Annotated in this window: 25 protein-coding genes and 7 pseudogenes; 6 read left to right on the forward strand and 26 right to left on the reverse strand. The window is 61.8% G+C overall.

Features of this window, described 5'->3' with window-relative positions:
• Positions 1 to 25: 25 nt before the first annotated feature.
• Positions 26 to 1489, reverse strand: a complete 1464-nt coding sequence (gene nifD, locus B0G69_RS38240) for a nitrogenase molybdenum-iron protein alpha chain (RefSeq protein WP_121325250.1) — start codon at positions 1487 to 1489, stop codon at positions 26 to 28.
• Positions 1490 to 1592: 103 nt separating this feature from the next.
• Entirely contained in the window at positions 1593 to 2474 is an 882-nt protein-coding gene (nifH, locus tag B0G69_RS38245) for a nitrogenase iron protein (protein ID WP_121325251.1), read from the reverse strand.
• A gap of 379 nt (positions 2475 to 2853) precedes the next feature.
• On the opposite strand from nifH, the gene B0G69_RS38250 reads away from it, so the two are divergent.
• The 3 genes from B0G69_RS38250 to B0G69_RS38260 all read left to right on the forward strand — a co-directional run bounded on the left by B0G69_RS38250 (position 2854) and on the right by B0G69_RS38260 (position 4507).
• Positions 2854 to 3273 (forward strand): group II truncated hemoglobin, encoded by a 420-nt coding sequence (locus B0G69_RS38250; RefSeq protein ID WP_116117449.1) that lies wholly within the window; start codon positions 2854 to 2856, stop codon positions 3271 to 3273.
• 36 nt (positions 3274 to 3309) lie between these two features.
• A complete protein-coding gene (locus B0G69_RS38255; protein ID WP_121325252.1) occupies positions 3310 to 3918 on the forward strand; it encodes a hypothetical protein in 609 nt (202 codons plus the stop codon).
• A 76-nt stretch (positions 3919 to 3994) separates the two neighbouring features.
• Positions 3995 to 4507, forward strand: a complete 513-nt coding sequence (locus B0G69_RS38260) for an ankyrin repeat domain-containing protein (protein WP_241991725.1) — start codon at positions 3995 to 3997, stop codon at positions 4505 to 4507.
• Between the two features lie 18 nt (positions 4508 to 4525).
• On the opposite strand, the pseudogene istA reads toward B0G69_RS38260, so the two are convergent.
• The 10 genes and pseudogenes from istA to B0G69_RS38310 form a co-directional block, all read right to left on the reverse strand.
• Positions 4526 to 5470: pseudogene (istA, locus tag B0G69_RS38265) on the reverse strand (IS21 family transposase); the annotation flags it as partial.
• A 232-nt stretch (positions 5471 to 5702) separates the two neighbouring features.
• Positions 5703 to 6503, reverse strand: coding sequence for a hypothetical protein (locus B0G69_RS38270; protein WP_121325254.1), 801 nt, complete (start codon positions 6501 to 6503; stop codon positions 5703 to 5705).
• 89 nt (positions 6504 to 6592) lie between these two features.
• Positions 6593 to 7702: an HBL/NHE enterotoxin family protein gene (locus B0G69_RS38275; RefSeq protein WP_121325255.1), complete on the reverse strand. Its 1110-nt coding sequence runs from the start codon at positions 7700 to 7702 to the stop codon at positions 6593 to 6595.
• A 274-nt stretch (positions 7703 to 7976) separates the two neighbouring features.
• A complete protein-coding gene (locus tag B0G69_RS38280; RefSeq protein ID WP_241991726.1) occupies positions 7977 to 9056 on the reverse strand; it encodes a fatty acid desaturase in 1080 nt (359 codons plus the stop codon).
• 105 nt (positions 9057 to 9161) lie between these two features.
• A complete protein-coding gene (cyoD, locus tag B0G69_RS38285; protein WP_121325257.1) occupies positions 9162 to 9494 on the reverse strand; it encodes a cytochrome o ubiquinol oxidase subunit IV in 333 nt (110 codons plus the stop codon).
• A complete protein-coding gene (gene cyoC / locus B0G69_RS38290; RefSeq protein WP_121325258.1) occupies positions 9495 to 10103 on the reverse strand; it encodes a cytochrome o ubiquinol oxidase subunit III in 609 nt (202 codons plus the stop codon).
• A gap of 3 nt (positions 10104 to 10106) precedes the next feature.
• On the reverse strand, positions 10107 to 12113 hold the full coding sequence (gene cyoB, locus B0G69_RS38295; protein WP_121325259.1) for a cytochrome o ubiquinol oxidase subunit I: 2007 nt from the start codon (positions 12111 to 12113) through the stop codon (positions 10107 to 10109).
• A gap of 3 nt (positions 12114 to 12116) precedes the next feature.
• Entirely contained in the window at positions 12117 to 13013 is an 897-nt protein-coding gene (gene cyoA, locus B0G69_RS38300; protein WP_241991727.1) for a ubiquinol oxidase subunit II, read from the reverse strand.
• Positions 13014 to 13486: 473 nt separating this feature from the next.
• Positions 13487 to 14884, reverse strand: a pseudogene (hemN, locus tag B0G69_RS38305) (oxygen-independent coproporphyrinogen III oxidase).
• A gap of 959 nt (positions 14885 to 15843) precedes the next feature.
• A pseudogene (locus B0G69_RS38310) lies at positions 15844 to 16856 on the reverse strand (IS110 family transposase).
• A gap of 277 nt (positions 16857 to 17133) precedes the next feature.
• Here B0G69_RS38310 and B0G69_RS38315 point away from each other — a divergent pair.
• The 3 genes and pseudogenes from B0G69_RS38315 to B0G69_RS38325 form a co-directional block, all read left to right on the forward strand.
• Positions 17134 to 17454 (forward strand): annotated as a pseudogene (locus B0G69_RS38315) (OmpW family outer membrane protein); the annotation flags it as partial.
• 291 nt (positions 17455 to 17745) lie between these two features.
• Entirely contained in the window at positions 17746 to 18054 is a 309-nt protein-coding gene (locus B0G69_RS38320; RefSeq protein ID WP_347232545.1) for a hypothetical protein, read from the forward strand.
• Positions 18055 to 18072: 18 nt separating this feature from the next.
• A complete protein-coding gene (locus tag B0G69_RS38325) occupies positions 18073 to 18309 on the forward strand; it encodes a zinc ribbon domain-containing protein (protein ID WP_121325261.1) in 237 nt (78 codons plus the stop codon).
• A gap of 251 nt (positions 18310 to 18560) precedes the next feature.
• Here the strand turns inward: B0G69_RS38325 and B0G69_RS42580 are convergent, their stop codons facing one another.
• The 14 genes and pseudogenes from B0G69_RS42580 to B0G69_RS38390 all read right to left on the reverse strand — a co-directional run bounded on the left by B0G69_RS42580 (position 18561) and on the right by B0G69_RS38390 (position 24560).
• A complete protein-coding gene (locus B0G69_RS42580) occupies positions 18561 to 18842 on the reverse strand; it encodes a hypothetical protein (RefSeq protein ID WP_147440837.1) in 282 nt (93 codons plus the stop codon).
• Positions 18843 to 18878: 36 nt separating this feature from the next.
• On the reverse strand, positions 18879 to 19211 hold the full coding sequence (locus tag B0G69_RS42585; RefSeq protein WP_241991769.1) for a hypothetical protein: 333 nt from the start codon (positions 19209 to 19211) through the stop codon (positions 18879 to 18881).
• Between the two features lie 46 nt (positions 19212 to 19257).
• A pseudogene (locus B0G69_RS42590) lies at positions 19258 to 19341 on the reverse strand (hypothetical protein); the annotation flags it as partial.
• 16 nt (positions 19342 to 19357) lie between these two features.
• Positions 19358 to 19645 (reverse strand): annotated as a pseudogene (locus tag B0G69_RS38340) (2Fe-2S iron-sulfur cluster binding domain-containing protein); the annotation flags it as partial.
• Between the two features lie 55 nt (positions 19646 to 19700).
• A pseudogene (locus B0G69_RS38345) lies at positions 19701 to 19919 on the reverse strand (SIR2 family protein); the annotation flags it as partial.
• 67 nt (positions 19920 to 19986) lie between these two features.
• Positions 19987 to 21150 carry a DegT/DnrJ/EryC1/StrS family aminotransferase gene (locus B0G69_RS38350; protein ID WP_121325263.1) on the reverse strand — a complete coding sequence of 388 codons (1164 nt, stop codon included), beginning with the start codon at positions 21148 to 21150 and terminating at the stop codon, positions 19987 to 19989.
• Positions 21137 to 21415, reverse strand: a complete 279-nt coding sequence (locus tag B0G69_RS38355; protein WP_102630868.1) for a hypothetical protein — start codon at positions 21413 to 21415, stop codon at positions 21137 to 21139. The genes B0G69_RS38350 and B0G69_RS38355 overlap by 14 nt, the downstream gene beginning before the upstream one ends.
• 1 nt (position 21416) lies before the next feature.
• On the reverse strand, positions 21417 to 21635 hold the full coding sequence (nifT, locus tag B0G69_RS38360; protein WP_007177241.1) for a putative nitrogen fixation protein NifT: 219 nt from the start codon (positions 21633 to 21635) through the stop codon (positions 21417 to 21419).
• Between the two features lie 97 nt (positions 21636 to 21732).
• Positions 21733 to 22056 (reverse strand): aminotransferase class V-fold PLP-dependent enzyme, encoded by a 324-nt coding sequence (locus B0G69_RS38365; protein ID WP_241991728.1) that lies wholly within the window; start codon positions 22054 to 22056, stop codon positions 21733 to 21735.
• Between the two features lie 76 nt (positions 22057 to 22132).
• The gene (locus tag B0G69_RS38370; protein WP_121325264.1) at positions 22133 to 22504 is read right to left on the reverse strand and encodes a hypothetical protein; all 372 of its coding nucleotides are present in this window, start codon (positions 22502 to 22504) and stop codon (positions 22133 to 22135) included.
• Positions 22501 to 22776 (reverse strand): nitrogen fixation protein NifZ, encoded by a 276-nt coding sequence (locus tag B0G69_RS38375; RefSeq protein ID WP_121325265.1) that lies wholly within the window; start codon positions 22774 to 22776, stop codon positions 22501 to 22503. The genes B0G69_RS38370 and B0G69_RS38375 overlap by 4 nt, the downstream gene beginning before the upstream one ends.
• Entirely contained in the window at positions 22773 to 23153 is a 381-nt protein-coding gene (locus B0G69_RS38380) for a nitrogen fixation protein NifZ (protein ID WP_121325266.1), read from the reverse strand. Before B0G69_RS38380 ends, B0G69_RS38375 begins: the two co-directional genes overlap by 4 nt.
• Positions 23146 to 23982 carry a 4Fe4S-binding leucine-rich repeat protein gene (locus tag B0G69_RS38385; protein WP_121325267.1) on the reverse strand — a complete coding sequence of 279 codons (837 nt, stop codon included), beginning with the start codon at positions 23980 to 23982 and terminating at the stop codon, positions 23146 to 23148. The genes B0G69_RS38380 and B0G69_RS38385 overlap by 8 nt, the downstream gene beginning before the upstream one ends.
• A complete protein-coding gene (locus B0G69_RS38390; RefSeq protein WP_121325268.1) occupies positions 23979 to 24560 on the reverse strand; it encodes a hypothetical protein in 582 nt (193 codons plus the stop codon). The genes B0G69_RS38385 and B0G69_RS38390 overlap by 4 nt, the downstream gene beginning before the upstream one ends.
• Positions 24561 to 24570 lie beyond the last annotated feature (10 nt).

Consider the following 24570-nt stretch of genomic DNA (forward strand, 5'->3'; position numbering starts at 1 on the left):
CGGTGATCAGTCCGGTGGCCGGCGCTTAGGGGTTTTTCTTCCAGGGCGCCTTGGCGAGCCCCCACACCGGGCTGGAAATGGCCATGTCCATGTCGCGCGCGAAAATGGCGTAGCCATCGTAGCCGTGATATGGACCGGAATAGTCCCAGCTGTGCATCTGGCGAAACGGCACGCCCATCTTCTGGAACACGTACTTTTCCTTGATGCCGGAGCCGACCAGATCGGGCTGGACCTGTTCGACGAACCTCTCAAACTCGTAGCCGGTCACGTCGTCGTAAATCAGTGTGCCGTCCTTCACGTAGTGCGTGGTGCGCTGATAGTCGTCGTTGTGGCCGAATTCGTAGCCGGTGCCGACCACGTTCATGCCGAGGTCTTCGTAGGCGCCGATCACGTGGCGCGGACGCAGGCCGCCAACGAACAGCATCACGGTCTTATCCTGCAGGCGCGCTCTGAACTTCGCGTTCACCGCATCGACCAGGGGACGATACTTGGCGATCACCCTCTCCGCGTTGGCTTTGATGCTGTCGTCGAAGTGGCTGGCGATCTCGCGCAGGCTCTTCTCGATCATCGACGGGCCGAAGAAGTTGTATTCCGCCCAAGGAATGCAGTACTTCTCTTCCATGTGCCGGCTGATATAGTTCATCGAGCGGTAGCAATGCAGCAAATTGAGCTTGGCCTTGGGCGTATTCTCGAGCTCGGCGATCGAGCCGTCGCCCGACCATTGCGCGATCACGCGCAGGCCGATCTCTTCGAGCAGAATCCGGCTCGACCAGGCATCGCCGCCGATGTTGTAATCGCCGATGATCGCAACGTCATAAGGCGTCGAAACAAATTCGAGCCGCTTGTCCGGATCGGCCTTGTCGAATATCCAGTCTCTAATCGCATCGTTAGCCAGATGGTGGCCCAGCGACTGGCTGACGCCGCGAAAACCTTCGCAGCGCACCGGCAAAATGGTGTGCCCTTCATACTGCGCACTCTTCTTCTTCGAGACGGCCTCGATGTCGTCGCCGATCAGGCCGATCGGGCATTCACTCTGGATCGAGATGCCCTTGTTCAGCGGAAACAGTTCCTGAATCTCGTCGATGATCTTGTCGAGCTTCTTGTCGCCGCCGAAGACGATGTCCTTTTCCTGGAAGTCCGACGTGAACTGCATCGTCACGAAGGTGTCGATACCGGTAGTGCCGATGTAGTAGTTGCGACGCGCGGCCCACGAGTACTGGCCGCAACCGACCGGACCATGACTGATGTGGATCATGTCCTTGATGGGCCCCCAGACCACGCCCTTCGAGCCGGCGTACGCGCAACCGCGAATCGTCATCACGCCCGGCAATGACTTGATGTTTGATTTCACGCCACAGTCGGGCTTGCCGTCCTCGAAGGTGCCCAAATGCTTGGCGCGCCGTTTGGCCATCTTCTCCGGATAGGCCTTCAGCACTTCATCGATCAGGGCCTTGTTCGCGGCCTTGCGCTCTTCAACAGTGACGCTCATGGGAATGCTCCATAGGGTGAGTATCGAGCCTGGCAGCGGTTAGCCGGCACGGCCCGGTTCATCGCGTGAAGAAGAACACCGGGCCGAGCGTAGCGGCGCTCGCTTAGGCGGTCAGTTCCGCTGCAGGCTTGCCGACTTGCGATTCGTCGATGGACGTCATGATTCCGTGCTCCATTAACAGGTCTTCCAGTTGATCCATCGTGATCGGCGTCGGGATCGTGCCGGTGCCCGCGTTGTTGTGCACCTTGGTGGCGAGCTGGCGATACTCTTCCGCCTGCTTGGAATCGGGCGCGAACTCGATCACCGTCATGCGGCGCAGCTCGGCGTGCTGCACGATGTTATCGCGCGGCACGAAGTGGATCAGCTTCGAACCGAGCATCTTCGCCAGCGCTTCGGCGAGTTCGAGTTCCTTGTCGGTCTGACGCTCGTTGCACACGAGCCCGCCGATCCGCACACCGCCGCTGTTCGCGTACTTCAGAATGCCCTTTGAAATGTTGTTGGCCGCATACATGGCCATCATTTCGCCGGACATCACAATGTATATTTCCTGCGCCTTGTTCTCACGAATCGGCATTGCGAAACCGCCGCACACCACGTCGCCGAGCACGTCGTACGACACGTAGTCCACGCCATCATAGGCGCCGTTTTCTTCGAGGAAGTTGATCGACGTGATGACGCCACGGCCCGCGCAGCCGACGCCCGGTTCCGGACCGCCGGACTCCACGCAACGGATGTTGCGGTAACCGATCTTCATCACGTCCTCGAGTTCGAGGTCCTCCACCGAGCCGGCTTCGGCCGCTAGCGACAGGATGGTGTCCTGCGCCTTTGCATGCAGGATCAGGCGGGTAGAGTCGGCCTTGGGATCGCAGCCGACGATCAGGATCTTCTGCCCGAGTTCAGTCAGGGCTGCCAGGGTGTTCTGCGAGGTGGTCGACTTGCCGATACCGCCTTTACCGTAGAAAGCGATTTGCCGAAGTTTAGACATTGCATTTCTCCATTCAGGAAGAAGGGTTGAAACCAGGGTTGCGTAACCGCGACCATGTCAGCCTGTCGTGCCTGTATGGGTCTTCTTATATCGAGTCACGCATCGGCCGGACCTGTGTCCGCGCTGGACTCCAAACGCAGCTTCTGTGCCACGTCACCAGCGGTACTGCGACGCGTCCGCCCCGCCGCGCTGCGGCGGTTGGTTCGGGACTTTTGCGGACTCCTCTTCTGTCTTGTCGCTTTCGCGACAAACCACGCGAACTTCGTCGCCAATGAAACCATTCGGGCGCGTTTGTCGTGCGATTTCTGTCGTATTGGCCTGCGTGCAGCCGGACAATCGCCGGGTTGCGGCCTGGTTCGGTTATTGCATTGATCGCGCCATGGACACACCAGCCACCCAACCTTCGCGACCCGTGCCGCGCGAGACGCACTTCGACCGTCTAGGCGGCGAGACCGCCGTCATCCGCCTGGTCGATGCGTTCTATCAGCACATGGATACGCGGGCCGACGCGCAGCGCATTCGCGCGATGCATCACCCGGACCTGTCTTCGACGAAGGCCGTGCTGGTGCTGTATCTGTGCGAATGGCTCGGCGCCGACAAGCGGTACTCGGCACAGCGCGGCCAACCACGGCTGCGCATGCGTCATGCCGCATTCGCGATCGGCACCGCCGAACGGGATGCGTGGCTAGCTTGCATGCGCGCCGCGTTCGACGAGACGGGTGTCGATCCGGTGCTACGCGATGACCTGATGCAGGCCTTTTTCAAAATCGCCGACCGGATGCGCAATACGCAGACGTGAATCCATCTTCAACGCTGTTTAACCCAAGGATCTGTGATGACCGAAACACTCGCGCACAAAGAGCTCGACGACACCGCGTTCGCCCGTCTCGAACATGAAGGCCGTCTGCTCAACCCGGTTCTCAAGGGGCTGACGAACAGGTTCGACCGGGTCGGCTTCCGCGGCGAACTTGCGCTGCGGTTTGCCCCAAAGCTCGCCGACGAAGCGCGGCCGCCGGAGCTGACCTGCGATCAGGTGATGGCATGCGCGACGATCGGCCATAAGCACTTGCCGTTCTTCGCCGGGTATCTGTTGAGCTTCGAGCATCTGAAGGACGTGGCCGAGGTGCTCAGCGACACACTCTCGGCGGATGGCAAGTACTTTCTGTTTTGCGACAACATCGACCTGAGCAAGCGATATCAGGTGCCGTACAAGGGCGCGATGTTCTATGTGCTGCCGATTCTCGAGTCCACCGTCTACAACGAGATGCTCGAACTGCTGTACCTTGAAAAGAACGAATTGAAGAAAAAGGACTCAGGCGGCAAGCTGGATGCGGTAGCGGACGCGGCCATCAAGTTCGACGTGACCTTCGACACGATCACCTACAGCGAAGGACTTGAATTGATGGGGCCGGTGCGCAACCCCAACGAGAACCGGCCCGTCTGAGGCGCGGGTCCCTGCGGCTGCCGCCCGCGCGGCTGCGCCAACCGATGTTCCCTTGCACCCGAACGCGACCATGATCATGCACACCGACACTGCTTTCGTCGTCCGCGAACGCCTGGCCTCGCGCGTTGTCCGGAACCCCGATGCACAACTCGAAACGATCGTGCCCGCCGCACTTTCCACTTGGCTGGCGTACCACGGCTTCCCTGATCCCCATTCGCGCTGCGTGAACGGCGAAACGCCGTTGATGCGCGCCGCGCAGCATGGCGAGGACGCGGTCGTCGAAGCGTTGCTCGCACTCGGCGCACGCGCCGACGCGCTCGATGACGACGGCAACCATGCGCTCTGGTTCGCGTGCCTGCACGGCGGCCCCGCGACCATCCTGCGGCTGATCGACGCCGGCGCGCCGATCGACCATGTGAACGACGACGACATCACATGCCTGATGCAGGCAGCCGCGAGCGCTCGCCTCGACGTCCTGCGGATGCTGCTTGCGCATGGGGCGAACGCAGAACTGTGCGCACCGGATGGCCGCAGCGCGCTCGACATGGCAGCCGACCTCGGGCTGCAACTGCTGCCTGCTTTCGGATGACAGGCTTTGTTAGCGAGTCTTACAGTAACCGTCAAACGGTGTCGGCATCGGCATCAGATGGGCGCGCTCCTGCTCGAACACGTCGGCGACGCTCAGGTCACGATAGTCCGGGTGCTTCACCTGATCCCACAACGACCGGCACCGGGTCGCCAGCCATGCATTCAGATCAGCGAAACTGCCGAAGCGTTGCGCACGCGCCTCAATCCAGATGCGCAGACGGCTGTCCTGCACGTTCTTCTCGACGACGCCTTTCTCCCAGCCACTGGCGACGTTGCAGAAGTCCGGATCGAACAGGTAGTGCGAGCACGTCACTGCGAAACGCGGATTTACTTTGCGACCCTTGCCTTTGTGAACCTTGTCTACGGCCGTTTTCATATTGTCGTAGATGCCCCGGCGGGCCATCCCGCCGAAGGCCGCGAACGAGCGCGTATGGGCATCGAACAGCATCTCGTGCCCCTGGCTCGGATAGGCAACCAGCCAGAACGCCCGCGACGCACATAGCTTCATGTGCGACACCTGCAGCTTGCGGTAAATGCCGCCGACAACCAGTCCTTCCTCGGACCGATCAAACTGGAATGCCTCGCCCAGCTCGAATCGCAACGGCACAAACGCCGATTTCGAAACCGCCTTGCCTTCGCCTTGCCGCCAGCCCCGGATGAAATCGGTCACCCGCGAGTAACAGCCGTCGTAGCCGCCCGCCTTGATCTCCTGAAACAGCATCTAGGCGGTGCGCCGCTCCTTCTTCGACCGCCGCGCGTCGACACTGAGCGCCTGCACCAGCGCCTCATGAAACGGCGTCAACCGGGTCGGCTGGGAGCGCCGCTGATACTTCGGCTCCTCCTGAACATCCATGTTCAGATATTTACTAATCGTGTTGCGCGACAGGCTTGTGAGACGTGCTATCTCGCGTACCGACTTGTTCTGGCGGTGGAACATCCACCGCACCTTGCCAATCATCGTCAGCGGGATCATCCCCAAACACCCTGCCAGAAAAACTAGCAGGATAGGTTGATTGCCCGGCTCAATTTTCAGTCGGCGCGATCCCTACATGTGGCCGAATTTTCGGTCGGCGTAAACACGGTATGTTCACCCCGAGCCCCGGTGGCACGTCTTGAGATGCGTTCAGTATGGCACGCTGGTTGCCACTCATCGGTGGCTTCCGCCACCGATTGAGCAGCGCGAAAGCTTCGAACTATCAGGAAGCGTCGGCCTGTAGAACGCCGAGCATTGCGATACACGTGGTTAAACGAAGCTCAACGACGGAGGGAGACGGGTCCTGATCGAGATCGTTAATAATCACGGTGAAGTCTGCGGCAGTGTCATCGATCGCGGTCTTCAGATTTGTCAGGTCGCTAAGGCTGGAGGCCTCGGCGGTGGCCAATGTCTTGCACGCCGTGACCAAACCCTGCAGCACGCCGATCTGACTCGATAGCGAGTTGATGCGATTCTGAATCGCGGCAGCATCGCTTTTCCATTTGAGATAAAGACCAAGCGCAGCCGCAAGGCCCGGTAGACCGAATGGCCCCAGTGCAAGGAGATAGTAGTAACGCTTTTGTGCGGCAGCCAATTGGCCCCGTGCCGCGCCTTCCTGTGCCTGCAAAGTCGTCATCTGACTCTGGATAGAGCCTTCGACGTGGGCTAGCTGCGTAAACGACGACGACATGAGAGCCGCGGCAGCGTTCGATTGGGTGAGTAGTGATGTCGCGCTTTGTTGGTACGTACTGATGGTGGCAGCGACGTCCGAGACAGTTTTGGCTATCGAGCCCGGACTTGCACCTTTTTTAAGGTCAGCGAGCGCACCATTCAGCGCGGTGATTGCCGAACCGGTATAGCCGAGCAGGGCCGTCTGAAAAGGAGCGGCGTCCTTCAGAATGCCGATAAGAGAATTGCAGACGGAGTTCTGAATTGGCACCGCGTCGCCGGGCAATTCTTGGATGGACCGCAATTTGGAGACACTACTGTTCAGGGCGGCCAAAGTCTGTGAAAAAGGACCCATGTTGTCTCTTTCCTTCGTTGTGGTATGAGGGGGCCGCCTCCGTTGGAATCAATCCCGACGGAGGCCGCAGCACGGGCTGGCGGATCGCGTTACGCCACTCCTGCTGAGGCGGGCAGATTGGCGACCTTCGCGATGAGATCGCTTACGGTCTGATGCGCGGCGGCCGATTGCACGGTTACGCCAGCCATTTGGCCCTTGACCGTCTGGATGTCCGCCAGGAGCGTCCCGATTTCGCCGTTTGCCGCGTTTATGAACAGGGTGCGGATCTCGTCCGCACTCGAAATCCCCTTGTTCAAATCGGCGATGATGTCGCCCAGATCAGATGTGATGCTTTCCCACGCGTTTGCCATCGCCGATGCTGCAGTAATGGCACCATTGACCTGCGTAGAAAGTGATGTGTAGCCGCCACTCATCGCCGTAGCGAGCTTTACCTCTTCCTTCAGGTCCGCTTGTTCGGTGAGCAGCGACGCCTTCGCCTTATTCGCTGCGACGAGCCCGGCTGCCGCGCCGGCTTCACCGAGGACTCCCGCCAAGACAATGCCAACGCCGCCGATCACTGCACCGGTAGACGCGCCAGCGGTGACAAACTCAGTGATCGCCCCTACGCAGATGACAAATACGCCGCCTACGACAGTCAGCCCGCTCAGAACGATTCCGGCGATTGCGCCGTCGATTTCTGCCTGAGCTTTGCTGAGTTCCCCTATGATGATGGCGAGAATCCCGTCTGCTCCGCCAACCGCACTATTCATATTGGTAACGGTGGTTGTGAAGTCCGCTGAGTCCGTCGTTAGATTCGCGCCAAGCGTCTGGAGGTTGGTGACAATCTGGTTCGCGGCGCCTTGGTATTTCACCGACTCCTGCTGCACCGCCGTGAGGGCGGCTGTCCACTCAGCAACAGTCGAGCCTGCCGGCAGCGTCGCCGGTAGTGCTTTGTTGAGCTGGTAGTAGTTGTCGATGTTTGCCATGTTTTCGATCAGGCTGGGCTGCAGCGTGTCCAGATAATAGATCGCATGGCCTTTCGCGGTGGTGAGCCCGTCGTTGATTTGTGTCTGGTATTGCGACAGACCGTCGATGCCAGAAAAATCCACCTGGGGCTGTTCTAGAACGCTATTTACATAGGTTTGAACGGTCAGGGCAGCACACATTTGCTGAGTGTTTGCCTCGCCAATTGCTGTCGCATTTCCGCTGATATCCGGCATTTTTACCCTCGCTATTAAATTCAAATTGCATTGAACGCGACCTGAAGTGGCCGCACGTAACGAACGCCGAGCGAAAGCACGGAACCCCGAGTTGCGGGATTAGATGAAGGCCCCCGAGCGAACCGCAGTGTTCGTATTAATCGTCTTCCCGGCTTATGGTAGTGCTGGCCTGCAGGCTTTTTTACGCGTTACGGCTTGCACTGATTCCCTGCAAAGCCAGAAGGATAACAGGGCGAATTTTGCCGTACGGTGTGACATTTTTCTTACGACCGATTCAATTAGTAAGAGGGACGTGCGTCGCGCGACCAGCGAAATCGGTCCACTGATCAGTCGAAAAATCGTATAGTTTGCAGCCTCGTGCGGTGTCGAAGTACCAACGCCACGAAAACCGCTGCACGACGATCCGTTCCGGAAGCATCGCTTCGAGGGTTCGCTGAGCACCGACGAGCCCGTATAGAGGGAGACTCATGTCGACGTGATGCGCGGTGTGCTCCATGATGTGATGAAGCAGCGCGCCAAAACGCCAGCGAAAGGTCAAGTGCACCGTCGTGGATACGAACGGATCTGAACGCCCCCATTTCGCGCGATCGTCGTACCAGCGGATTTGCGGATGCGTGTGGTGCGCGTACACGACGAAACCCACCATCGCGCACCAGAACAGGAACGGCACCCCGAACCCGCATGCGATTGACGGGACCACCCCCCGCTGCGTCGCGCGAGCGATCCACGCGAGCGCACCGATCCACAGCAGTGCGAACACCGATACCAGCGTGCAGTCACGGAAGAACACGGGGCGCCGCGTCGGCATGGCGGCCCGCGACGGGAAAAACATCTTCGTCCACCAAATTTCGATCATGTAGTAGAGACCGGGCGCCCAGCCGCTGCGATAGATACGTTCCAGTGCGCGCCGTGGCCCACTCAAGGCGCGATATTCCTGGATCGTCAGCGGTGCCCACACAAAATCGACGCCTTTCAGGTTCGTGTAGCCGTGATGCACCACGTTGTGACCCACTTGCCACAGGCTGTACGGCGTGAGCGACGGCAGGAAGGCGATCCGGCCCAGCCAGCGGTTGAGCGTGCGGTGCCGGGTCAGGCTCTCATGACATGCGTCGTGACCGATGACGAAGAGCCGTCCGATGACGAAGCCCGCCATGCATCCGAATACGGTCTTCAGCACGAACCCGTGCGCGAACACGCTCGCGGCGAGCGCACACAATAGCAAAACGTAGTCGAACACGAGCAGCAGAAGCGCGTAGGCGGTGCGGCGTTCGGCGAACGGTGTCAGCCACGAGCGGATGACCTTGCGATGGGGCAATGGCTCATTGGCGGGAACGAGGTGATTCGGACTGTTCATGAAGAAAGACCGGTAGAACGGTGCAGCACAACACTACGCACGCGGCCGACGGCTGCATGCCGTGTCCGCGATGATATGACCAGACAGTTTCGCGCTGGTGGCGAGTCAGCGCGACATCATGTTCATGCTGACATTGTGCATCACCCAGATCGTGCCGAAGATCAGGAACAGCGCGGCGAGCGCGGTGTAGCATAACGCCAGCACGTTCCAGCGCTGGCCGCGCGACAGGTCGAGATGCAGGAACGTCACCAGTTGCACGACGATCTGCACGAACGCCAGCAACGCGAGCGCCATAATCGCGGAGCCGGACGGCAGCAACCGTTGCGTGACGATCGAGAATGAGCCAGCAGTCAGCGCCACGGCAAGCACGAAACCGGTGATATAACCGGCGACGTCACCACGCGAGGCGGTCGTGGACGTCGAGTGTGAATGGACCATTTAGAGCATGCTCCCGAGATAGACAAACGAAAACACGCAGATCCACACGATGTCGAGGAAGTGCCAGAAGAGGCTCAGGCATGTCAGACTCGTGAGGTCGCGACCGGACAGTTCAGGCGAGCGGACGACATGCACGACGAGCACGGCCATCCAGACGAGGCCGGCTGTCACGTGCAGGCCGTGGGTGCCAACCAGCGTGAAGAACGACGACAGGAAGGCGCTGCGACTGGGCCCAGCACCGTCGGCGACCAGGTGCGAGAACTCGCGCAGCTCGAACGCGAGGAATAGCGCGCCAAGCACGAACGTCACGAGGAGCCAGCCGATCACGGCACCACGCCCTTGGCGCTGCGCGCCGAGCATCGCGAAGCCGTAGGTGGTGCTGCTCAGCAGCAGCGCGCCAGTTTCAAATGCGACACCCGGGATGTCGAACAGGTCCCGTCCGGACGCGCCACCCGCGAACTGGTGCGCCATTACGGCGAACACGGCGAACAGCGACGCGAACAGCATGCAGTCGGTCATCAGGTACAGCCAGAAGCCGAACACGGTGGGCGTTGGGCCGTGGTCAGCGCTCGACCTGCCGTGATGGACGAGTAATGCAGATTGCGTCATGGATCAGGTCTCCGCGGATTCGGGTAATTCAAGGTCGGCCGGGGTGGGTGCGCTGCCGCGTCGTGCTTCGATTTCGCGCACGCGCGAGGCCGGAATCACGTAGCCATGGTCGTCGCGGAAGCTACGCGCGATCAGCGCGGCGACGATCGCGACGAAGGCCAGCACGGCGAGCCACGTGATGTGCCAGACGCCGGCGAAGCCGAGCACGAGGCTGAATGCGCCGATCAGGAACCCGTCCGCGGTGTTCGACGGTAGGTGGATGTCCTCGTAATGCGCCAGTGCGGCATTTGCTGCGCCGCTTTCCTTCATGTGCGCGAACGCGTCGAGCTGGTGGACGACCGGTATGCGCGCGAAGTTGTAGACAGCGGGCGGCGACGCGGTGGCCCATTCGAGCGTGCGGCCGTTCCACGGGTCGCCCGTCAGGTCGCCGTATTCCGGCTCGTTGCGATGGATCACGCTCACGACGACCTGGGCGATCTGGTGCACGACACCGAGTGCGATCAGCACCACGCCGCATGCGGCGACGAACAGCCAAGGATGCCAGGTCGGATTGTCGTAGTGATTCAGGCGCCGGGTCATGCCCATGAAGCCGAGCACGTAGAGCGGCACGAACGACACGTAGAAACCGACGAGCCAGCACCAGAACGCCCGCTTGCCGAGCTTCTCGTTAAGCTTGAAGCCGAACGCCTTCGGGAACCAGTAATGGAAGCCTGCGAGATAGCCGAACACGACGCCGCCTATGATCGCGTTGTGAAAGTGCGCGATCAGGAACAGGCTGTTGTGCAGCACGAAGTCCACGCCCGGGATCGCCATCATCACGCCCGTCATGCCGCCGATCGTGAACGTGACCATGAAGCCGATCGTCCACAGCACGGGTGCGGTGAACTCGATGCGACCGCGGTACATCGTGAACAGCCAGTTGAAGATTTTCACGCCCGTGGGGATCGCGATGACCATCGTCATAATGCCGAAGAACGCGTTAACGTCCGCGCCGGAACCCATCGTGAAGAAGTGGTGCGCCCACACGAGGAATGCGAGCACCGTGATCGCGCACGACGCGTAGACCATCGTTCTGTAGCCAAACAGCGGTTTCTTCGCGAAGGTCGCGATCACTTCCGAGTAGATGCCGAACGCGGGCAGCACGAGGATGTACACCTCCGGGTGGCCCCACGCCCAGATCAGGTTCAGGTACAGCATCGCGTTTCCGCCGAGCTCATTTGTGAAAAAGTGCATGCCTGCGTAGCGGTCGAGGCCGAGCAGTGCGAGCGTCACGGTTAGGATCGGGAACGTTGCCATGATCAGCACGTTCGAGCACAACGCGGTCCACGTGAACACCGGCATCTTCATCAGCGTCATGCCGGGCGCGCGCAGCTTGACGATCGTCACGAAGAAGTTGATCGCGGTAATCAGCGTACCGACGCCGGAGAGCTGCAGACTCCAGATGTAGTAGTCGACCCCGACGCCGGGACTGAACTGCAGCTCCGACAGCGGTGGATACGCGAGCCAGCCGACCTGCGCGAACTCGCCGATCACGAGCGACAGATTGATCAGGATCGCGCTGATCGCCGTCATCCAGAAGCTCAGCGAATTCAGGAACGGGAAGGCGACGTCGCGCGCGCCGATCTGCAGCGGCACGACAAGATTGAAGAGGCCCACCATCAGCGCCATAGCCATGAAGAAAATCATGATGACACCGTGCGCGGTAAATATCTGGTCGTAGTGGTGCGGCGGCAGGTAACCGGGGCCGTGAAACGCGATCGCGAGCTGAAGCCGCATCATTACGGCGTCGACAAATCCGCGCATGAGCATCAGCACCGCGACGATGATGTACATGATGCCGATCTTCTTGTGATCGACGCTTGTCAGCCACTCGGTCCAGAGCCACTTCCAGCGGCCGAGCTTCGTGAGCGTGACGATGACTGCCAGCACGATGAGCGCCATGAACGCGGCCGCGCCCATGATGATCGGCTGATCGAACGGAATCGCGCCGGGCGTAAGTTTTCCAAACATGGCTTACTCCGTGGTCTGCGTGCGACAGGCGGCGTCGCGGAAGGCCGTGACGTTGCCGTTGTTGTATCGGGCAACGATGTTGCGGAACAGGTGCTGGTCGATCGATGAGAAGTAGCGCACCGACTGCTTCTCGCTCGGCTTCGCGACTTCGGCGTATTCGTCCATGCTCAGGCGGTCCGGCGAAGCCTTGGCCTTCCGCACCCATGCGTCGAAGTCGGTGGCGCTCGTCGCGAGCGTGCGGAACTTCATGTCGGCGAATCCCTTGCCACTGAAGTTGGCGGACATGCCTTCGAAATTTCCCGGGGCATCCGCGATCAGGTGCAGACGGGTCTGCATGCCGGCCATTGCATACACCTGGGTGCCGAGTTGCGGGATGAAGAATGAGTTCATCACCGAGTCCGACGTGATGCGGAAATTCACCGGCGTATCGACTGGCACGGCGAGCTGGTTCACCGACGCAATGCCGAGGTCCGGGTAGATGAAGAGCCACTTCCAGTCGAGCGCGACCACCTCGACGTCGATCGGCTTCGCGCTCGACTGCAGCGGCCGGTACGGGTCGAGCTCATGCGTGGTGCGCCACGTCAGGATACTGAGGTACAGGATGATCAGGGCGGGGATCGTCCAGACGACGATCTCGATCGCCGTCGAGTGCGCCCATTTGGGTGCATAGACCGCGTGACGGTTCGACGCACGGTAGCGCCACGCGAAGAACAGCGTCAGCAGGATCACCGGGATCACGACCGTCAGCATCGCCCACGTGGCGGTGGCGATCAGCGACTTCTCGGCCGCGCCGACGCTCCCTTTTGGATCAAGCACAGTCAGATCACATCCCGATAGGCAGGCGCTCAATGTTGCGACGATGGCTATCGACCGTTTCCTTAAGGCTTTTCTGTCTGTCATAGTGGTTAAGTCCGGGTTGGGGCACTTTTGACCTGAAGCTGGCTTGACGCATGCGGCATCACACTCGCAGCATCATGGTCCGACAACCGGCCAGCTTTGTGATTGATGTCGATCAAGGACGAACAAAGCGGCGGGGTGCGGTGCACTGACGCAGCGCGCGGGCTAAATCAGGCGATCGCCCATGTCTTCATGGCTGAACTGAAGCAGAGCCAGGCTGCGAGCGCCTCGATCTGGCAATCGAGGGTCGTAACGGGCACGTGGCGCGGAACGAAGGACAGACTTTACGGCGCCCGTGTGAACAGGGGAACACCTTGCTGACGGTACGGTTTGCGGGTAATGCAACACTCGCAGCATTCGCGATGTGCGGGACAATCTGATCCGGATCAGCGAATACCCACCTTGGCGTTGCTATTTCGGAGTTCGACGAACACGTCTCGTCGCGTTGTTTGCGCCAGCCACCGGCGGTCGTGCCGCTAGATCAGTTTTGACCAGGACGCGCTCGAGGGGCGCTCAAGATAACCGTCGAACACCATGCCACTGCGCGCACGAAGAACCGGCCTTTTGGGGGAATCGAGATGGCGTTTCCATCGATGCTCACCAGTCCCGCCTCCCGGTATGGTTCCAGGGCGGTAAGCTCACTTGAGAAATGGCGGACGAAGTCGATCTGATGCCCTAGCGAGATCGCCGCGAAATTCAGCGGCACGCTGCACATGAGCGTCATGATCACCTCCCGACGCAACGCATCGTCAGGCGATAGGGCAATTCCGCGTTCGACCGGCAACCAGCCTTCATCGAGTGATCGGTAGTAGCTTTGCAACGAGCTCGTCGACTGACTGTAAGCGCTGCCGATCTTGCCGATGGCCGACACACCGAAGCCGACCAGATCGCACTCCGCGTACGTCGTGTAGCCTTGGAAATTGCGATGGAGGCTACCGTTGCGCAACGCAATGCTCAGCTCGTCGTCGGGTCTGGCGAAATGGTCGAGACCGATATAGATGTATCGGGCATCGAGAAAGCGCTGGGCCGAGAGCATAAATATGCGCAGGCGCTCCTCGGTCGATGGCAATCGGGCTGCGTCAATTAATCGCTGGGCCTTGAAGCGGTCTGGCAGGTGCGCGTAGTTGTAGAGGGCGACGCGATCGGGCGCCAGCCGGATCACCTCGTCCAATGTGTGGGCAAAACTGGCGACAGTCTGCTGCGGCAAACCGTAGATCAGGTCGACGTTAATTGAGGGAAATCCCGCATCGCGTGCGCCGCGAGTGCGCGTTCCACCACATCGAGTGGCTGGATGCGATTGACGGCCTGCTGAACGTCGGTAGCAAAGTCCTGTACGCCGAAGCTCGCTCGGTTGAAGCCGAGGCGCGCGAGTGGTGAAAGCGTCTTGCTGCTGACGGTTCGCGGATCAAATTCGATGGCAAGTTCTGCGTCGATCGAGAACGCGAAGCGGTTCTGCAGTTGCTGGACAAGCTCTTCGAGCTCGGCAACAGGGAAGAAGGTCGGCGTTCCACCTCCCAGATGCAGCTGCACGGTTCGCCGGTTAGGTCCGAGATGTGACGCGACCAGGTCCATCTCACGAACGAGGTAGCTCAGATATCTAGCGCTGCAGCCATGGTCGTGCGTAATGACCTTGTTGCATGCGCAGAAGTAGCAGAGTGATCTGCAAAACGGCAGATGAATAGCGAGAGCGGCGGATTATTCTCGGCAGTAGCACGAGCGGCAAGCTGACGTTCGTATGCCCGCTCCTCGAACCCGGGATGAACTCGATCTGCGGTGGGGTATGAGGTATAGCGAGGCCCCGAACGGTCGAAGTGGCGAACCACCTCCGCGGGAATCTCCGGACTGTCAGGCGCTCGGGATGCTGCTTCCCGCATCCGCGTGCGCTGCTTCGGCTGATAGTCTGCTTCGCGGTGTATTCGTTTGTTCATCCCCATCTCCAGAACCTTCCGCGCGGACAGCGCGGCGAACACGGCTGCCCCGATTGTCCTGCATGGAGCCCGGAAAGCGCTGATCTGTATCAATACGAGGTGTCGTGAGCGCGATAGTCCTGTGTAGGTGAGAGGCGAGGCGCGGGACGTGTTCGTGATATACACGGACGTTCGTTCTGGAATAGCGCTACGCTCAGGCGCGCAATCTCGCGAAGCCGGCCGCCTGAAATTACGTGCCTGCGACCGGGCAACGGGACGGCACGCCCCGGCGAGCTTGTGTTGATGGTGACGGCAGAGCCTGCGGCCGAGCGTCCGGAAGGGCATCCAGGACGGGAAGGCGTCAGGTCCGGGCGGGTCGGGTGCGTTAGATAGCCTTGACAACGGCTTCTTCGGGAAGCTGACTGGCTTCGGCCGCGGCACGAATTACCAACGATCTGCCGTACAGCCTGAATGGTCGGGCACTGGGTACGACGCGTGTCGCGCGGCGTTTTCGCACCCGCCAGATTGATCTCAACTGCGGAGCATCGCGCATGGCTGTGGCGTTCGGCGGCTGCAGGCAGTCCGGCAATGGCTGCGAAATCGGTGTCTCCCGGTGCGAGAAACATCTTGGGTACCAGTCAATGCGGTTGAAGGAAATAGTCCGTACATGGACTCCCGCCTATGAGCAAGATCGGTTTGCACTTTGAAGGTCACGACTGCGCCCATACATTCGGCTTCTGATGTGCTTGCTGCTGCACGAGCCATCATGGAAATTTGCGCGCTTGCTCCTCATCGGCCTTCTGGCTTCGTACTGCAGCCGCCGGATATATCAGGATCTGCAAGCGCCGGTCCGACCGGTTCGCCATGCTTGCTGCTTCTTGCGCAATCGCGAAAGAAATAAAGCAATACTCAATATCTGTTGCCTGTTACGCAACTCGGAAGCAGCCGTTACCTGTCAATATTGCCCAGGCAATGCGCGCCGTCTTGTTCGCCAGGGCGATCGCAGCAATGCTCACGTGGCGGCGTTGCATCACAGCCTTGATCCAGCGACTGTGCCGATCGTCGCGACGGTTCACGAAGTGCATGACCGCGCGGGCGCCCTGTACAAGCAGGGTTCTCAGATAGGTGTCGCCGCGTTTTGTGATACCGCCTAACCTGGTTTTGCCTCCGCTGGATTTTTGCCTCGGCGTCAGCCCCAGCCAGGCCGCAAACTGCCGGCCGTTCCTGAACTGGGACGGATCACCGACACTGCTGACGAGCGCGGTCGCGATCACGGGCCCGATTCCTGGAACGGTAGCGAGCCGTTGGCAGGCTTCATTGCTCTTGAAGATCTCGCTATCTCGGCAGCAAGTTCGTCGAGCCATTGCTGCAGTGCCTTCAGTTGCTCGAGGTACATCGAGCCAAGCCGTCTGAGCAAAGCGGTAATGGGGGAATCGGGATTGTTGACGAGTTCAACCACTCCCTTTCTCAATTGCGGAAGTCCGACCGGGAAGATCACACCCTCTTCAGCAAACATGCTCCGGATCTGATTCGATTTCGCTGTCCGCTCCTGGATGAGCCGTTGGCGCATGCGATGAACCGACTGCAGCGACTGCTGTTCAGCGCTCTTGATCGCAACGAAGTGAATGCCTGAGCGCGTCACTGCCGCGCAAATCGCCGCCGCGTCATTCGCGTCGTTCTTGCCACCGAGCAGAAACGGCTTCACATATTGTGTCGGCAGCAGGCGGACCGTGTGTCCCAACGAGGTTAGCTCACGGGCCCAGAAATGGGAGCCGTGACAGGCCTCGATACCGACCAGACTGGATTCCACTTTTGCGAAGAACTTCAACACCTCAGCTCGGCGAAGTTTCCGCTGTATTACCGTTTTGCTATGGCGATCGACGCCATGAATCTGAAACACGTTTTTCGCGACATCCAGGCCAATGGTAAGTGCAGGCATTGACGTTCTCCCGGGAATTGGTGAGGTAAGTGTCGCCCCGAAGGGGGCGGGAGTCCATGCCATCAGCCTCAAGTCTCCCGCTATCTCGACGTTCCGACGCGTGACCCGATGTCGCATCTTGACTTCGGGCTCGGGACCGGTTGATCCTACGCAAGGGCAGCCCTGATTTGCGCGTCGACAATTCCCCGCATACATCAACAAGGGAAAGCGATGAAGCACATGATTAAGGCCGTGATGATCGTGGCAAGCCTGTGCGCTACCGGTTTGTTCGAAGTGCGGGCTGCTGCCACCGACGCTGCTGCTGCAATATCACTTCAACCATGCTGGCATGATCCGACCGTATATCGGCGCGGGAGTCAACTACACGTACTTCTACAACGACGGCCTGAGCGCGGGCCCCGAAGGCATCCAGGTGTCACGCCGCAGCTTCGGTCCGGTGCAGGCTAGCGTCGACGTGCAGATCACGAAGACCGTCTTTCTCAACGCGGATATCAAGAAGATCTGGATGCACACCGACGCCTCGGTCGGCGGCAGTTCATTGGGCCGACTGGACATCGACCCACTGGTACTGGGAATAGGCGTCGGGATGAATTTCTAGCGAGCGCAGCTAGTGTCCGGTTCCGTTGTTAAGTGCGCACGCTGCTCGGGCTGGGCGCCGATCCGGCTGTGCGTTACCAGGACGATTTCACTGCCATCGACATGGCGGCCAGCCTCGACTGCCTGCAACTGCTGCGTCAAACCTGAGAACCCCGACAATGGCCCACCTCACCCGAAAACCCGGCTGCTCCGGCAATGCGCGCCAGAAAGCCCTTTTGCGCATAGCCGGCCACACACTCGACGGGCGCAACCTACTGAGCTGGCTCTGGATCGCCGCACGCTGCGGGCCTTCATGGCGCCGCGGCCGGTCAGCGAGAGGTTCTACCGCGCGGCACCGCGCATCAAGTCGAGCGAAGTGGTGCCGGAAACGATCGACGCCAACGTCGCGCTGGCGCTGTTGCTGGCCGAGCCGCTGCTGATCCGCCGGCTGCTGATGCAATGCGACGAGCGCCGCATGGTCGGCTTCAATGTGGCCTTGGTGCACACCTGGATCGGGCTCGGCGCGCACGCACCGGCCCCGGACATGCCGCACGAAGGCTGCGCCGCAATGACGGACCACAGCTCGCACCAACGGGCGATCCGCTGCGCCCCATCCACCTGAAACGGAGATCTGATCACTATGCCCCTGTACGACTACCGCTGCGCGGCCTGCGGCCACGTATTCGAAACGCTGGTGCGCGCCGGCCACACGCCCGTCTGCCCGCAATGCGGCGGCACCGCGCTGGACAAGCAGGTCAGCGCGCCGGCCTCGCCCGGCAAGAGCCGCGCGATCATTTCCTGCGCGCGGCGTCAGGCGGCGCGCGAAGGGCACCTTAGCAACTATTCGGCCGCCGAGCGCCGCAAGCTGCTGCGCTGAGCCGAACGGGGAATCGCGCTGTCGATGTATATGAACCTCGAGGGCGCCTACGGGATGGCACTCAGTCTCACCGTCTTCATGGCCGGCACGCTGGATCAGGCCACCGCCGACAGCCTGCTGGAACGCGCGAAGGGCATCTGCCCGTATCTCGACGCTACCCGGATCCACGCCTTCGGTCAGGATCATCGGCGCCGTGCCGGCCCGCTCGATGATCGCCAGCCGCGCGCTGGTTTCGATAGCGGCGCTGCGGGTCATGCCGGCACGGCCGCAGGATCGTTGTCCGGACAGGCATGCACGAGACGCGCGTTCAATTCGAGCGCGATCGCACGTAGCAGCGCCGCGTCCGGCTGGTGCTCGTCAGGGAAGTTCGACAACGCGCAGGACGTGTTGTTGAACGCCAGCGCCGCGCTCAGCAGGGTCAGTGTGGCCGCGAGCGCGTCAGCAAGCAGCGCGGGCAGCGGCGGATCGAACCTGACCTGCGCCGCCACCAGCCGCTGCGGCAACGCGAGTACCGCCCGGCGGGCACGCAGCACGCGTGTCGCAGCGCTACTTCCGGTTTGCAGTTCAAGCTAGGCGCCGCGGTCACGCAGCATCAGCAACGCGCTGCCGGTCCGCACGCAGGCTGCCGGAAGCGCGGCAGCCTGCGTATCGACCAGACGCGCCGTCCCGCCTGCGATGCGGCGCGCCCCGGCATGCGTCCCAAGCGGCCCCTCGCGCCGCTGCGGTTCGCGGTTCGGGTCGGTGAGCCAACGCGCATCGCCGGGGTCGTGCTGCCGCACGCTCGGCATACCCAGTTCGAGTTCGTCGAGCAGCGCGGTGATGGGTGGCTCCGCATCGGTCCAGAACCAGGCCGGAACGAGGCCCAGCGTCTGGCCGGTGGCTTCGCAACATTGCGTCAGCACGGCCGCCCTCGCGCGCTTCGATGACCACGACGGAAACGTCCTGCGCATGCAGTACGCGCGCCAGCGCGAGGCCGCCTAGACCCGCGCCGACGATGGCCACGTCGACCACCAGCGATTCGACCGCGGTCATCTCGCCGCTCAGACGAAGTCAGCAGTTCGATGGTCACCGGCTCTGCGGCCAGCACGGCTTGACAGGCGAGGCGCAACTTGGAGCCGATGCCGACGAGCCTATCGAGCTTGTCGTTTTCGAGCCGCTGGATCTTCGACAGGCTCGTGCGCCCTTCCTGTACGAACAGGTGGCAAGTTCCGCAGTCGGCCTTGCCGTTGCACTTGTGCTCGATGCTCTCGCCTACGGCGAGCAGTGCCTGCAGCAGGGTCGCGCCGGCGGCAACGTCGTAGGTCTTGCCCGAAGGCAGTACGGTCAGTGTGGTCATGATGGCGATCTTGATAAAAGGCTACGGATGAAGAACGATGAATAGCGGCCACGCTTCACGCGGCCAGTGCGGGTTGCAAGGCATCCACCAACGCTTCGGCGAACCCGCCCAGCGGCATCGCGATGCACGTGATGCCCTGCTCTTCGAGAAAGCGCGCCTCCATACGCGTCGGTTCGTCGGGCAGCACGGCCCAGTGCATGTCGGAGGAGCGCTTCATGATCTGGCGCGCGAAACTGCGTGTGAGCTGGTCATCGAAACGGCAGCCCAGAAACAACGGAATGACGCCGCCCGCACACAGGCGTTCGGCGATGGTCTGGACTGAAACGGTCATGGAGTGCGCCTCACAGATAAATGGCGGCGCCGGCGCCCACGTTGGTCGCGGTGTCTTTCAGCGTCTTGACGATGTACTTGACCTGGTCGGTGTCGAGCAGCGTGTGCAGCGGCAGCGCCAGCGCGCGATCGCCGATGCGCTCGGTGTCGGGCAACAGGCCGCTCTTGCGGCCGATCGCATCGCCCGCGTTCATGTAGTGAAACTGCTGATGCAGCGGATGGCTGTAGGCCACCGTCTCAATGCCGCAAGATTTCATGTCGTCGATCATCTGGGCGCGCGCGCTCTGCGTAAAACGCTTGCCCAAATGCACAACATAGAGCATCCAGTGCACTTCTTCGACGTCCTCGGCCACGTAGGCCGGCTTGATCCCTTCGAAGCTTTGCATCTCTTCGTGATACCAGGTCTCGACCTGCTTTCGCTGCGCGAGGCGCGTGTCGAGTTCGGCCAGTTGCGCGAGACCGAGCGCGGCGGTCAGATCACTGATGCCCGCCTGCAGCGGCACCCACGAGCCGACCGAGACGGACGCGCGGTCCGTGACGCGCCGCTCGCGCAGATAGCGCAGTTCATGGACGAGTTCGTCATCGTCGGTGACAAGCATGCCGCCCGCTCCTGTGCACAGCGCGGACGGGCTGGAGAAGTCGAACACAGATACGTCGCCGAAACAGCCCACGTTGCGGCCCCGGTAGCGCGAGCCCAACGCCTCAGTACTGTCTTCGATCAGCCGCAAGCGCTGCGCGTCGGCCAGTTCGCGCAGCAGCGCCCACGCGGCCGGGTGGCCGTTGGTGTTGCCGGCGAGGATCGCGCGCGTGCGAGGGCCGATCTTCTGCGCGGCTTTTTCGGCGCTCAGACAACCGCTCCAGTAGTCGATGTCGGCGAACACCGGCACGGCTCCCGCCAGCGTGATCGCCTGCGCCACCTGATGCCAGGCGTGCGACGCGCAGACCACCTCGTCTCCCGGGCCGATCCCCATCGCGCGCAACGCAATCCAGGTGGCGATCGTGCCGCTCGCGACCGCGACCGCATACTCCCGGCCAACCCAGCCCGCAAACGCGCGCTCGAACGAATCAAGCATCGGCCCGTCGCTCCAACGCGAGGATTGCAGCACCGCGTTGACGAGATCGATCTCGCGCGCGGCGCAAGCCGGTTCGCTCAGCGCGATCTCATCGATTTCCATGCGCCTTCTCCTCGGTCAGGATCAACGCATCGGCCTCTTCAGGCCGCTGCGTGATGGACCTGCAATGCCCGGCCGACATCGCGAAATAGATACTGCGCACACCGAACCGAAGCGCTGCTGTCTCGTCGCGCATCACCGTTGCGCTGACATGCATTGTGCGCACCTCGGGATAACGTTCGTGCCATTGCGCGGCGGCGTCGCGTAGCGTCGGTGCCGTGCGGAGCAGGTCCGCCGCGAAGTCCAATTGCTCGGCGTTCAGGCTCATCTCACTCCTCCACGCCAGCAATGCGCCGGGCTTCGACCGTGATCGGCAGCGGCGTATCGTCGGCCATCGCGGGCAATTCGAGTTGCCAGCCGTTCGCGAGCGTGACGAGACCGCCCCACATCCCGGGCTGCGCCATCGCGACAATGGGCTCTTCCAGGTCCTTCTTTGGCACGTAGGCGCTCAGCGCGCCCTTGCTGTCCTTGCGGATCATGACTTTCATGGTTGCGGACTCCGGAGATTGATGACAGGTTCAAGCGGAATGCGCTGCTTCCTCCAGCAGTGGACGAAGCAACGGTGGCAGATGGGCGAGCACGTACTCAATGTCCTGCGCCGTAGTGATTTCGCCGAGCGACAGCCGCACCGCCGCGTGCAGCCAGCGCACGCGCCAGCTTCAGGTGCGCTGCATGTTCGATCGCGCTGAATACGCCACGGTGCCGGCCCTCCGGCGCCGCCGCGTGCAGCCCGCACACGGCCAGGTGATTGGCTTCGGTGGCACCACTGGCGAAGATCAACTCTGTGGGCTTGCAACCGAGCGCTCGCGCGATCGTCGCGCGGGCCGCAGCGAGCGTGCCCTTCGCCTGCTGCCCGACGGCATGCTGCGACGACGCGTTGCCCCACACATCCGTCAGGATGGACAGCATCGCCTGCCACGGCGGAGGCTGGCGGCATGGTCGCGTTGTGGTCGAGATAGATCGTCGCCCGCTCCGTTAGTTTGCTTCACGGCCAGAACACGCATTCGCGATCGATGCACAGCGTGTCCAGCAGCTCGGCCAGATCGGTGCTCTCATGCTGGGGCATCCATCGGTGCGACGCATGATCGCGCGCGCTGAGGTGCCACATACCGTCTTCATCGCGCGTGAGCCAGGCTATGTCGATGAGCCCGCCATTCGCGTCGACATTGCGGGAGCAGCACGGGCTCTCGACACGGAACCCCTGCCCATCGCGCAGCACGCGCGGCACCACATAGCGGTAGCGGGTACGCTCGCGCAACGCTTGCTCGATCTGGCGCTGGGTCAGGTCGAACGGGCGGCCCGCGCGCAAACCGTCGCGCGGCGGCGCCGCTTCTGGCGCGCTCGCCTGAACCGTCATGACATGGCTCCTTCTTCGGGTAGCAGGCCGGCGGGCGCGGGCGCGATTTCATTCTCCTTGCATCCGACGACACAGTTGCCGAACTCCACCAGATAGACCGGCTCGCCGCTCTCAACCACCTGGCCGACGTTGACGATTTCGCCGACCGTACCCGCCTCGGCCAGACAATCGTCCTGGCCGCGCTCCGGAAAGCTGCCGTCGTTGCACAGGTCATCCAGCGCGATCACGCGCATGCCCCACTGATAAGCAGGCTGAACCGGTTCGATACTCATGCTGACGGCTCCTGCGGTTGCGACGTTTCCGGCTGGACCCGCGTGCCGATCTTGTGCAGCGCTTCGGCCCGCTCGCCGAAGCCTTGCAGCACGTCGTCCGGCAGGTTGTCCAGCGTGCATAGCTCTTTCGCGCGCATGCCGACACGGTGGCCGCTCTCGACGAAATCCACCGCGTAGATATAGAACCGCTGAAGGAAGGTGTCGATGCTGGTGACGTAGCCGAACTCGCCCTTGTTCACCAGCACTTCGCCGATGTCCTTGCCGTTGTACGTACCGTCGTTGCGGATCACCGAGCGTGCGATCACGCGCTCGCCGTAGTTGAAGCGCGGAGGAAACGCGACCTCGATCAGGTCGTCGTCGCGGTTGATGTCAGCCATGCTTCACTCCTGCTGATCGTTGCGTCTGTCCGGTGGTCATCAGGTTCGCGACCTCGCCCGCTGCCGGCGCTTCCGCGCGAGGCGCGCGCACCACTTCGTCAACGTCATCCACCAGCGACGCCACGATTTCGCCAGCGCCGCGCCGCGCGACTTCCCAGCGCACTCGCCAATCGGGATCGAACGCGAGGCGCGATAGCAGCGTCGCGGGCAGACGCTCAGCGACGATGCGGCGTACCTCGGCCTCGCTGTCGTCGGCAATACGCAGCAGCGCGGGCATATCAAGACGCTCGGCCAGTCGCATCCGGACTACGCGATCAGCGTCGCCGATCATCTGCGGCAGCAGCGCGAGCGGCAGACGCTGCACCACCCACTTGCGCATGCCGTAGTCGGAATCGCCCCGCATGCCGACCAATGCAGCAGGCGACACGCGCTGCGCCACGCGAATCCGCACCTCGCGATGCGGATCGTAGATCAAGCGCGCCAGTTGCGCCTGCGGCAATCGCAACGCGAGCTGCAGCCGGACCATCTCGTCCGGGTCGCCGAGCAATGCGGGCAGACAAAACACATCGGTGTGACTCGCGGCGATTGCGCGCACCTCGAAGTACGGATGCGCAAGCTGCTTGTTGGCCAGTTCAGGATGCCAGTGAAAGAAGCGCTCAATGCGGCGCGCGTACGCATCCTGCATGCACGCGTGACCTGGCCCGCAACCGTGCTCTGCCGGCAACTCGCGGAACCGCACGTACCCGCAGCCGGCGCAGTCGAGCGGGCCGCCCTGCCAGTGGCGCGGTGCAATGTCGCCGCCTGGTACGCGCACGTTCTCTACGCTCATGGTTGGGTCCCCATCCAGCCGCGCGTCGGATACGCACTCAGCGCATCCATTGCATCGTGGGACCCGGCGCCGGTCTCATGACGATCCAAGACATGCGAAAGCAGCGCGCCCCCCACCCGGTCTTCGGGATCGAGCCGGCGCAATTCGCGCAGTAGCGTGCGCGCTTCTTCAAAGTCGCCGAGACGCATGTTGAGGTACACGAGGCCTTTCAGAGTGAACAGATAAAAACGCGCAGCCGCGTCATAACGCGTGGTCACGATCGCGGCCGCAAGCGGTTCGTCGCCGACATTTGAGCCCAGCGCGGTACGGGCGACCGCCAGCGCGTCTTCGCCGATCGCACGCGCCTGCGCCAATTGATGGCCGTAGAAGTAAAAACGGTACAGCGCGATCAACGGCACCGGATGGCGCGGCGCGGCGGCGCGGGCGCGTTGCAACAGCGCGAGCGCCTCGTCGGGGCGCTCGCGCAACCGACCCGCCTCGGCGATCAATGCATTGACGCCTGACGGCAAGCCGCCGCCAATCGCGCTCTGCGCAAACGCGGTCATTGCGTCGTCGAGGGCACGGTCGCCGGACTCCATCGCCATCGCT

The sequence above is a fragment of the Paraburkholderia sp. RAU2J genome (assembly GCF_003634845.1).
GTDB lineage: Bacteria > Pseudomonadota > Gammaproteobacteria > Burkholderiales > Burkholderiaceae > Paraburkholderia > Paraburkholderia fynbosensis.

What these genes read in the sequence shown, in the direction of transcription:
- B0G69_RS38380 (WP_121325266.1), bottom strand. Translation starts at nt 23,153, where the DNA reads ATGGCTGACATCAACCGCGACGACGACCTGATCGAGGTCGCGTTTCCT.
- B0G69_RS38275 (WP_121325255.1), bottom strand. Translation starts at nt 7,702, where the DNA reads ATGCCGGATATCAGCGGAAATGCGACAGCAATTGGCGAGGCAAACACT.
- B0G69_RS38370 (WP_121325264.1), bottom strand. Translation starts at nt 22,504, where the DNA reads ATGACGGTTCAGGCGAGCGCGCCAGAAGCGGCGCCGCCGCGCGACGGT.
- B0G69_RS38280 (WP_241991726.1), bottom strand. Translation starts at nt 9,056, where the DNA reads ATGAACAGTCCGAATCACCTCGTTCCCGCCAATGAGCCATTGCCCCAT.
- B0G69_RS38250 (WP_116117449.1), top strand. Translation starts at nt 2,854, where the DNA reads ATGGACACACCAGCCACCCAACCTTCGCGACCCGTGCCGCGCGAGACG.
- B0G69_RS38385 (WP_121325267.1), bottom strand. Translation starts at nt 23,982, where the DNA reads ATGAGCGTAGAGAACGTGCGCGTACCAGGCGGCGACATTGCACCGCGC.
- B0G69_RS38270 (WP_121325254.1), bottom strand. Translation starts at nt 6,503, where the DNA reads ATGGGTCCTTTTTCACAGACTTTGGCCGCCCTGAACAGTAGTGTCTCC.
- nifH (WP_121325251.1), bottom strand. Translation starts at nt 2,474, where the DNA reads ATGTCTAAACTTCGGCAAATCGCTTTCTACGGTAAAGGCGGTATCGGC.
- B0G69_RS38365 (WP_241991728.1), bottom strand. Translation starts at nt 22,056, where the DNA reads ATGCTGTCCATCCTGACGGATGTGTGGGGCAACGCGTCGTCGCAGCAT.
- B0G69_RS38255 (WP_121325252.1), top strand. Translation starts at nt 3,310, where the DNA reads ATGACCGAAACACTCGCGCACAAAGAGCTCGACGACACCGCGTTCGCC.
- cyoB (WP_121325259.1), bottom strand. Translation starts at nt 12,113, where the DNA reads ATGTTTGGAAAACTTACGCCCGGCGCGATTCCGTTCGATCAGCCGATC.
- B0G69_RS38375 (WP_121325265.1), bottom strand. Translation starts at nt 22,776, where the DNA reads ATGAGTATCGAACCGGTTCAGCCTGCTTATCAGTGGGGCATGCGCGTG.
- cyoD (WP_121325257.1), bottom strand. Translation starts at nt 9,494, where the DNA reads ATGGTCCATTCACACTCGACGTCCACGACCGCCTCGCGTGGTGACGTC.
- cyoC (WP_121325258.1), bottom strand. Translation starts at nt 10,103, where the DNA reads ATGACGCAATCTGCATTACTCGTCCATCACGGCAGGTCGAGCGCTGAC.
- nifT (WP_007177241.1), bottom strand. Translation starts at nt 21,635, where the DNA reads ATGAAAGTCATGATCCGCAAGGACAGCAAGGGCGCGCTGAGCGCCTAC.
- B0G69_RS38325 (WP_121325261.1), top strand. Translation starts at nt 18,073, where the DNA reads ATGCCCCTGTACGACTACCGCTGCGCGGCCTGCGGCCACGTATTCGAA.
- B0G69_RS38260 (WP_241991725.1), top strand. Translation starts at nt 3,995, where the DNA reads ATGCACACCGACACTGCTTTCGTCGTCCGCGAACGCCTGGCCTCGCGC.
- B0G69_RS38390 (WP_121325268.1), bottom strand. Translation starts at nt 24,560, where the DNA reads ATGGAGTCCGGCGACCGTGCCCTCGACGACGCAATGACCGCGTTTGCG.
- B0G69_RS38350 (WP_121325263.1), bottom strand. Translation starts at nt 21,150, where the DNA reads ATGGAAATCGATGAGATCGCGCTGAGCGAACCGGCTTGCGCCGCGCGC.
- B0G69_RS38320 (WP_347232545.1), top strand. Translation starts at nt 17,746, where the DNA reads ATGGCGCCGCGGCCGGTCAGCGAGAGGTTCTACCGCGCGGCACCGCGC.
- B0G69_RS38355 (WP_102630868.1), bottom strand. Translation starts at nt 21,415, where the DNA reads ATGAGCCTGAACGCCGAGCAATTGGACTTCGCGGCGGACCTGCTCCGC.
- cyoA (WP_241991727.1), bottom strand. Translation starts at nt 13,013, where the DNA reads ATGACAGACAGAAAAGCCTTAAGGAAACGGTCGATAGCCATCGTCGCA.
- nifD (WP_121325250.1), bottom strand. Translation starts at nt 1,489, where the DNA reads ATGAGCGTCACTGTTGAAGAGCGCAAGGCCGCGAACAAGGCCCTGATC.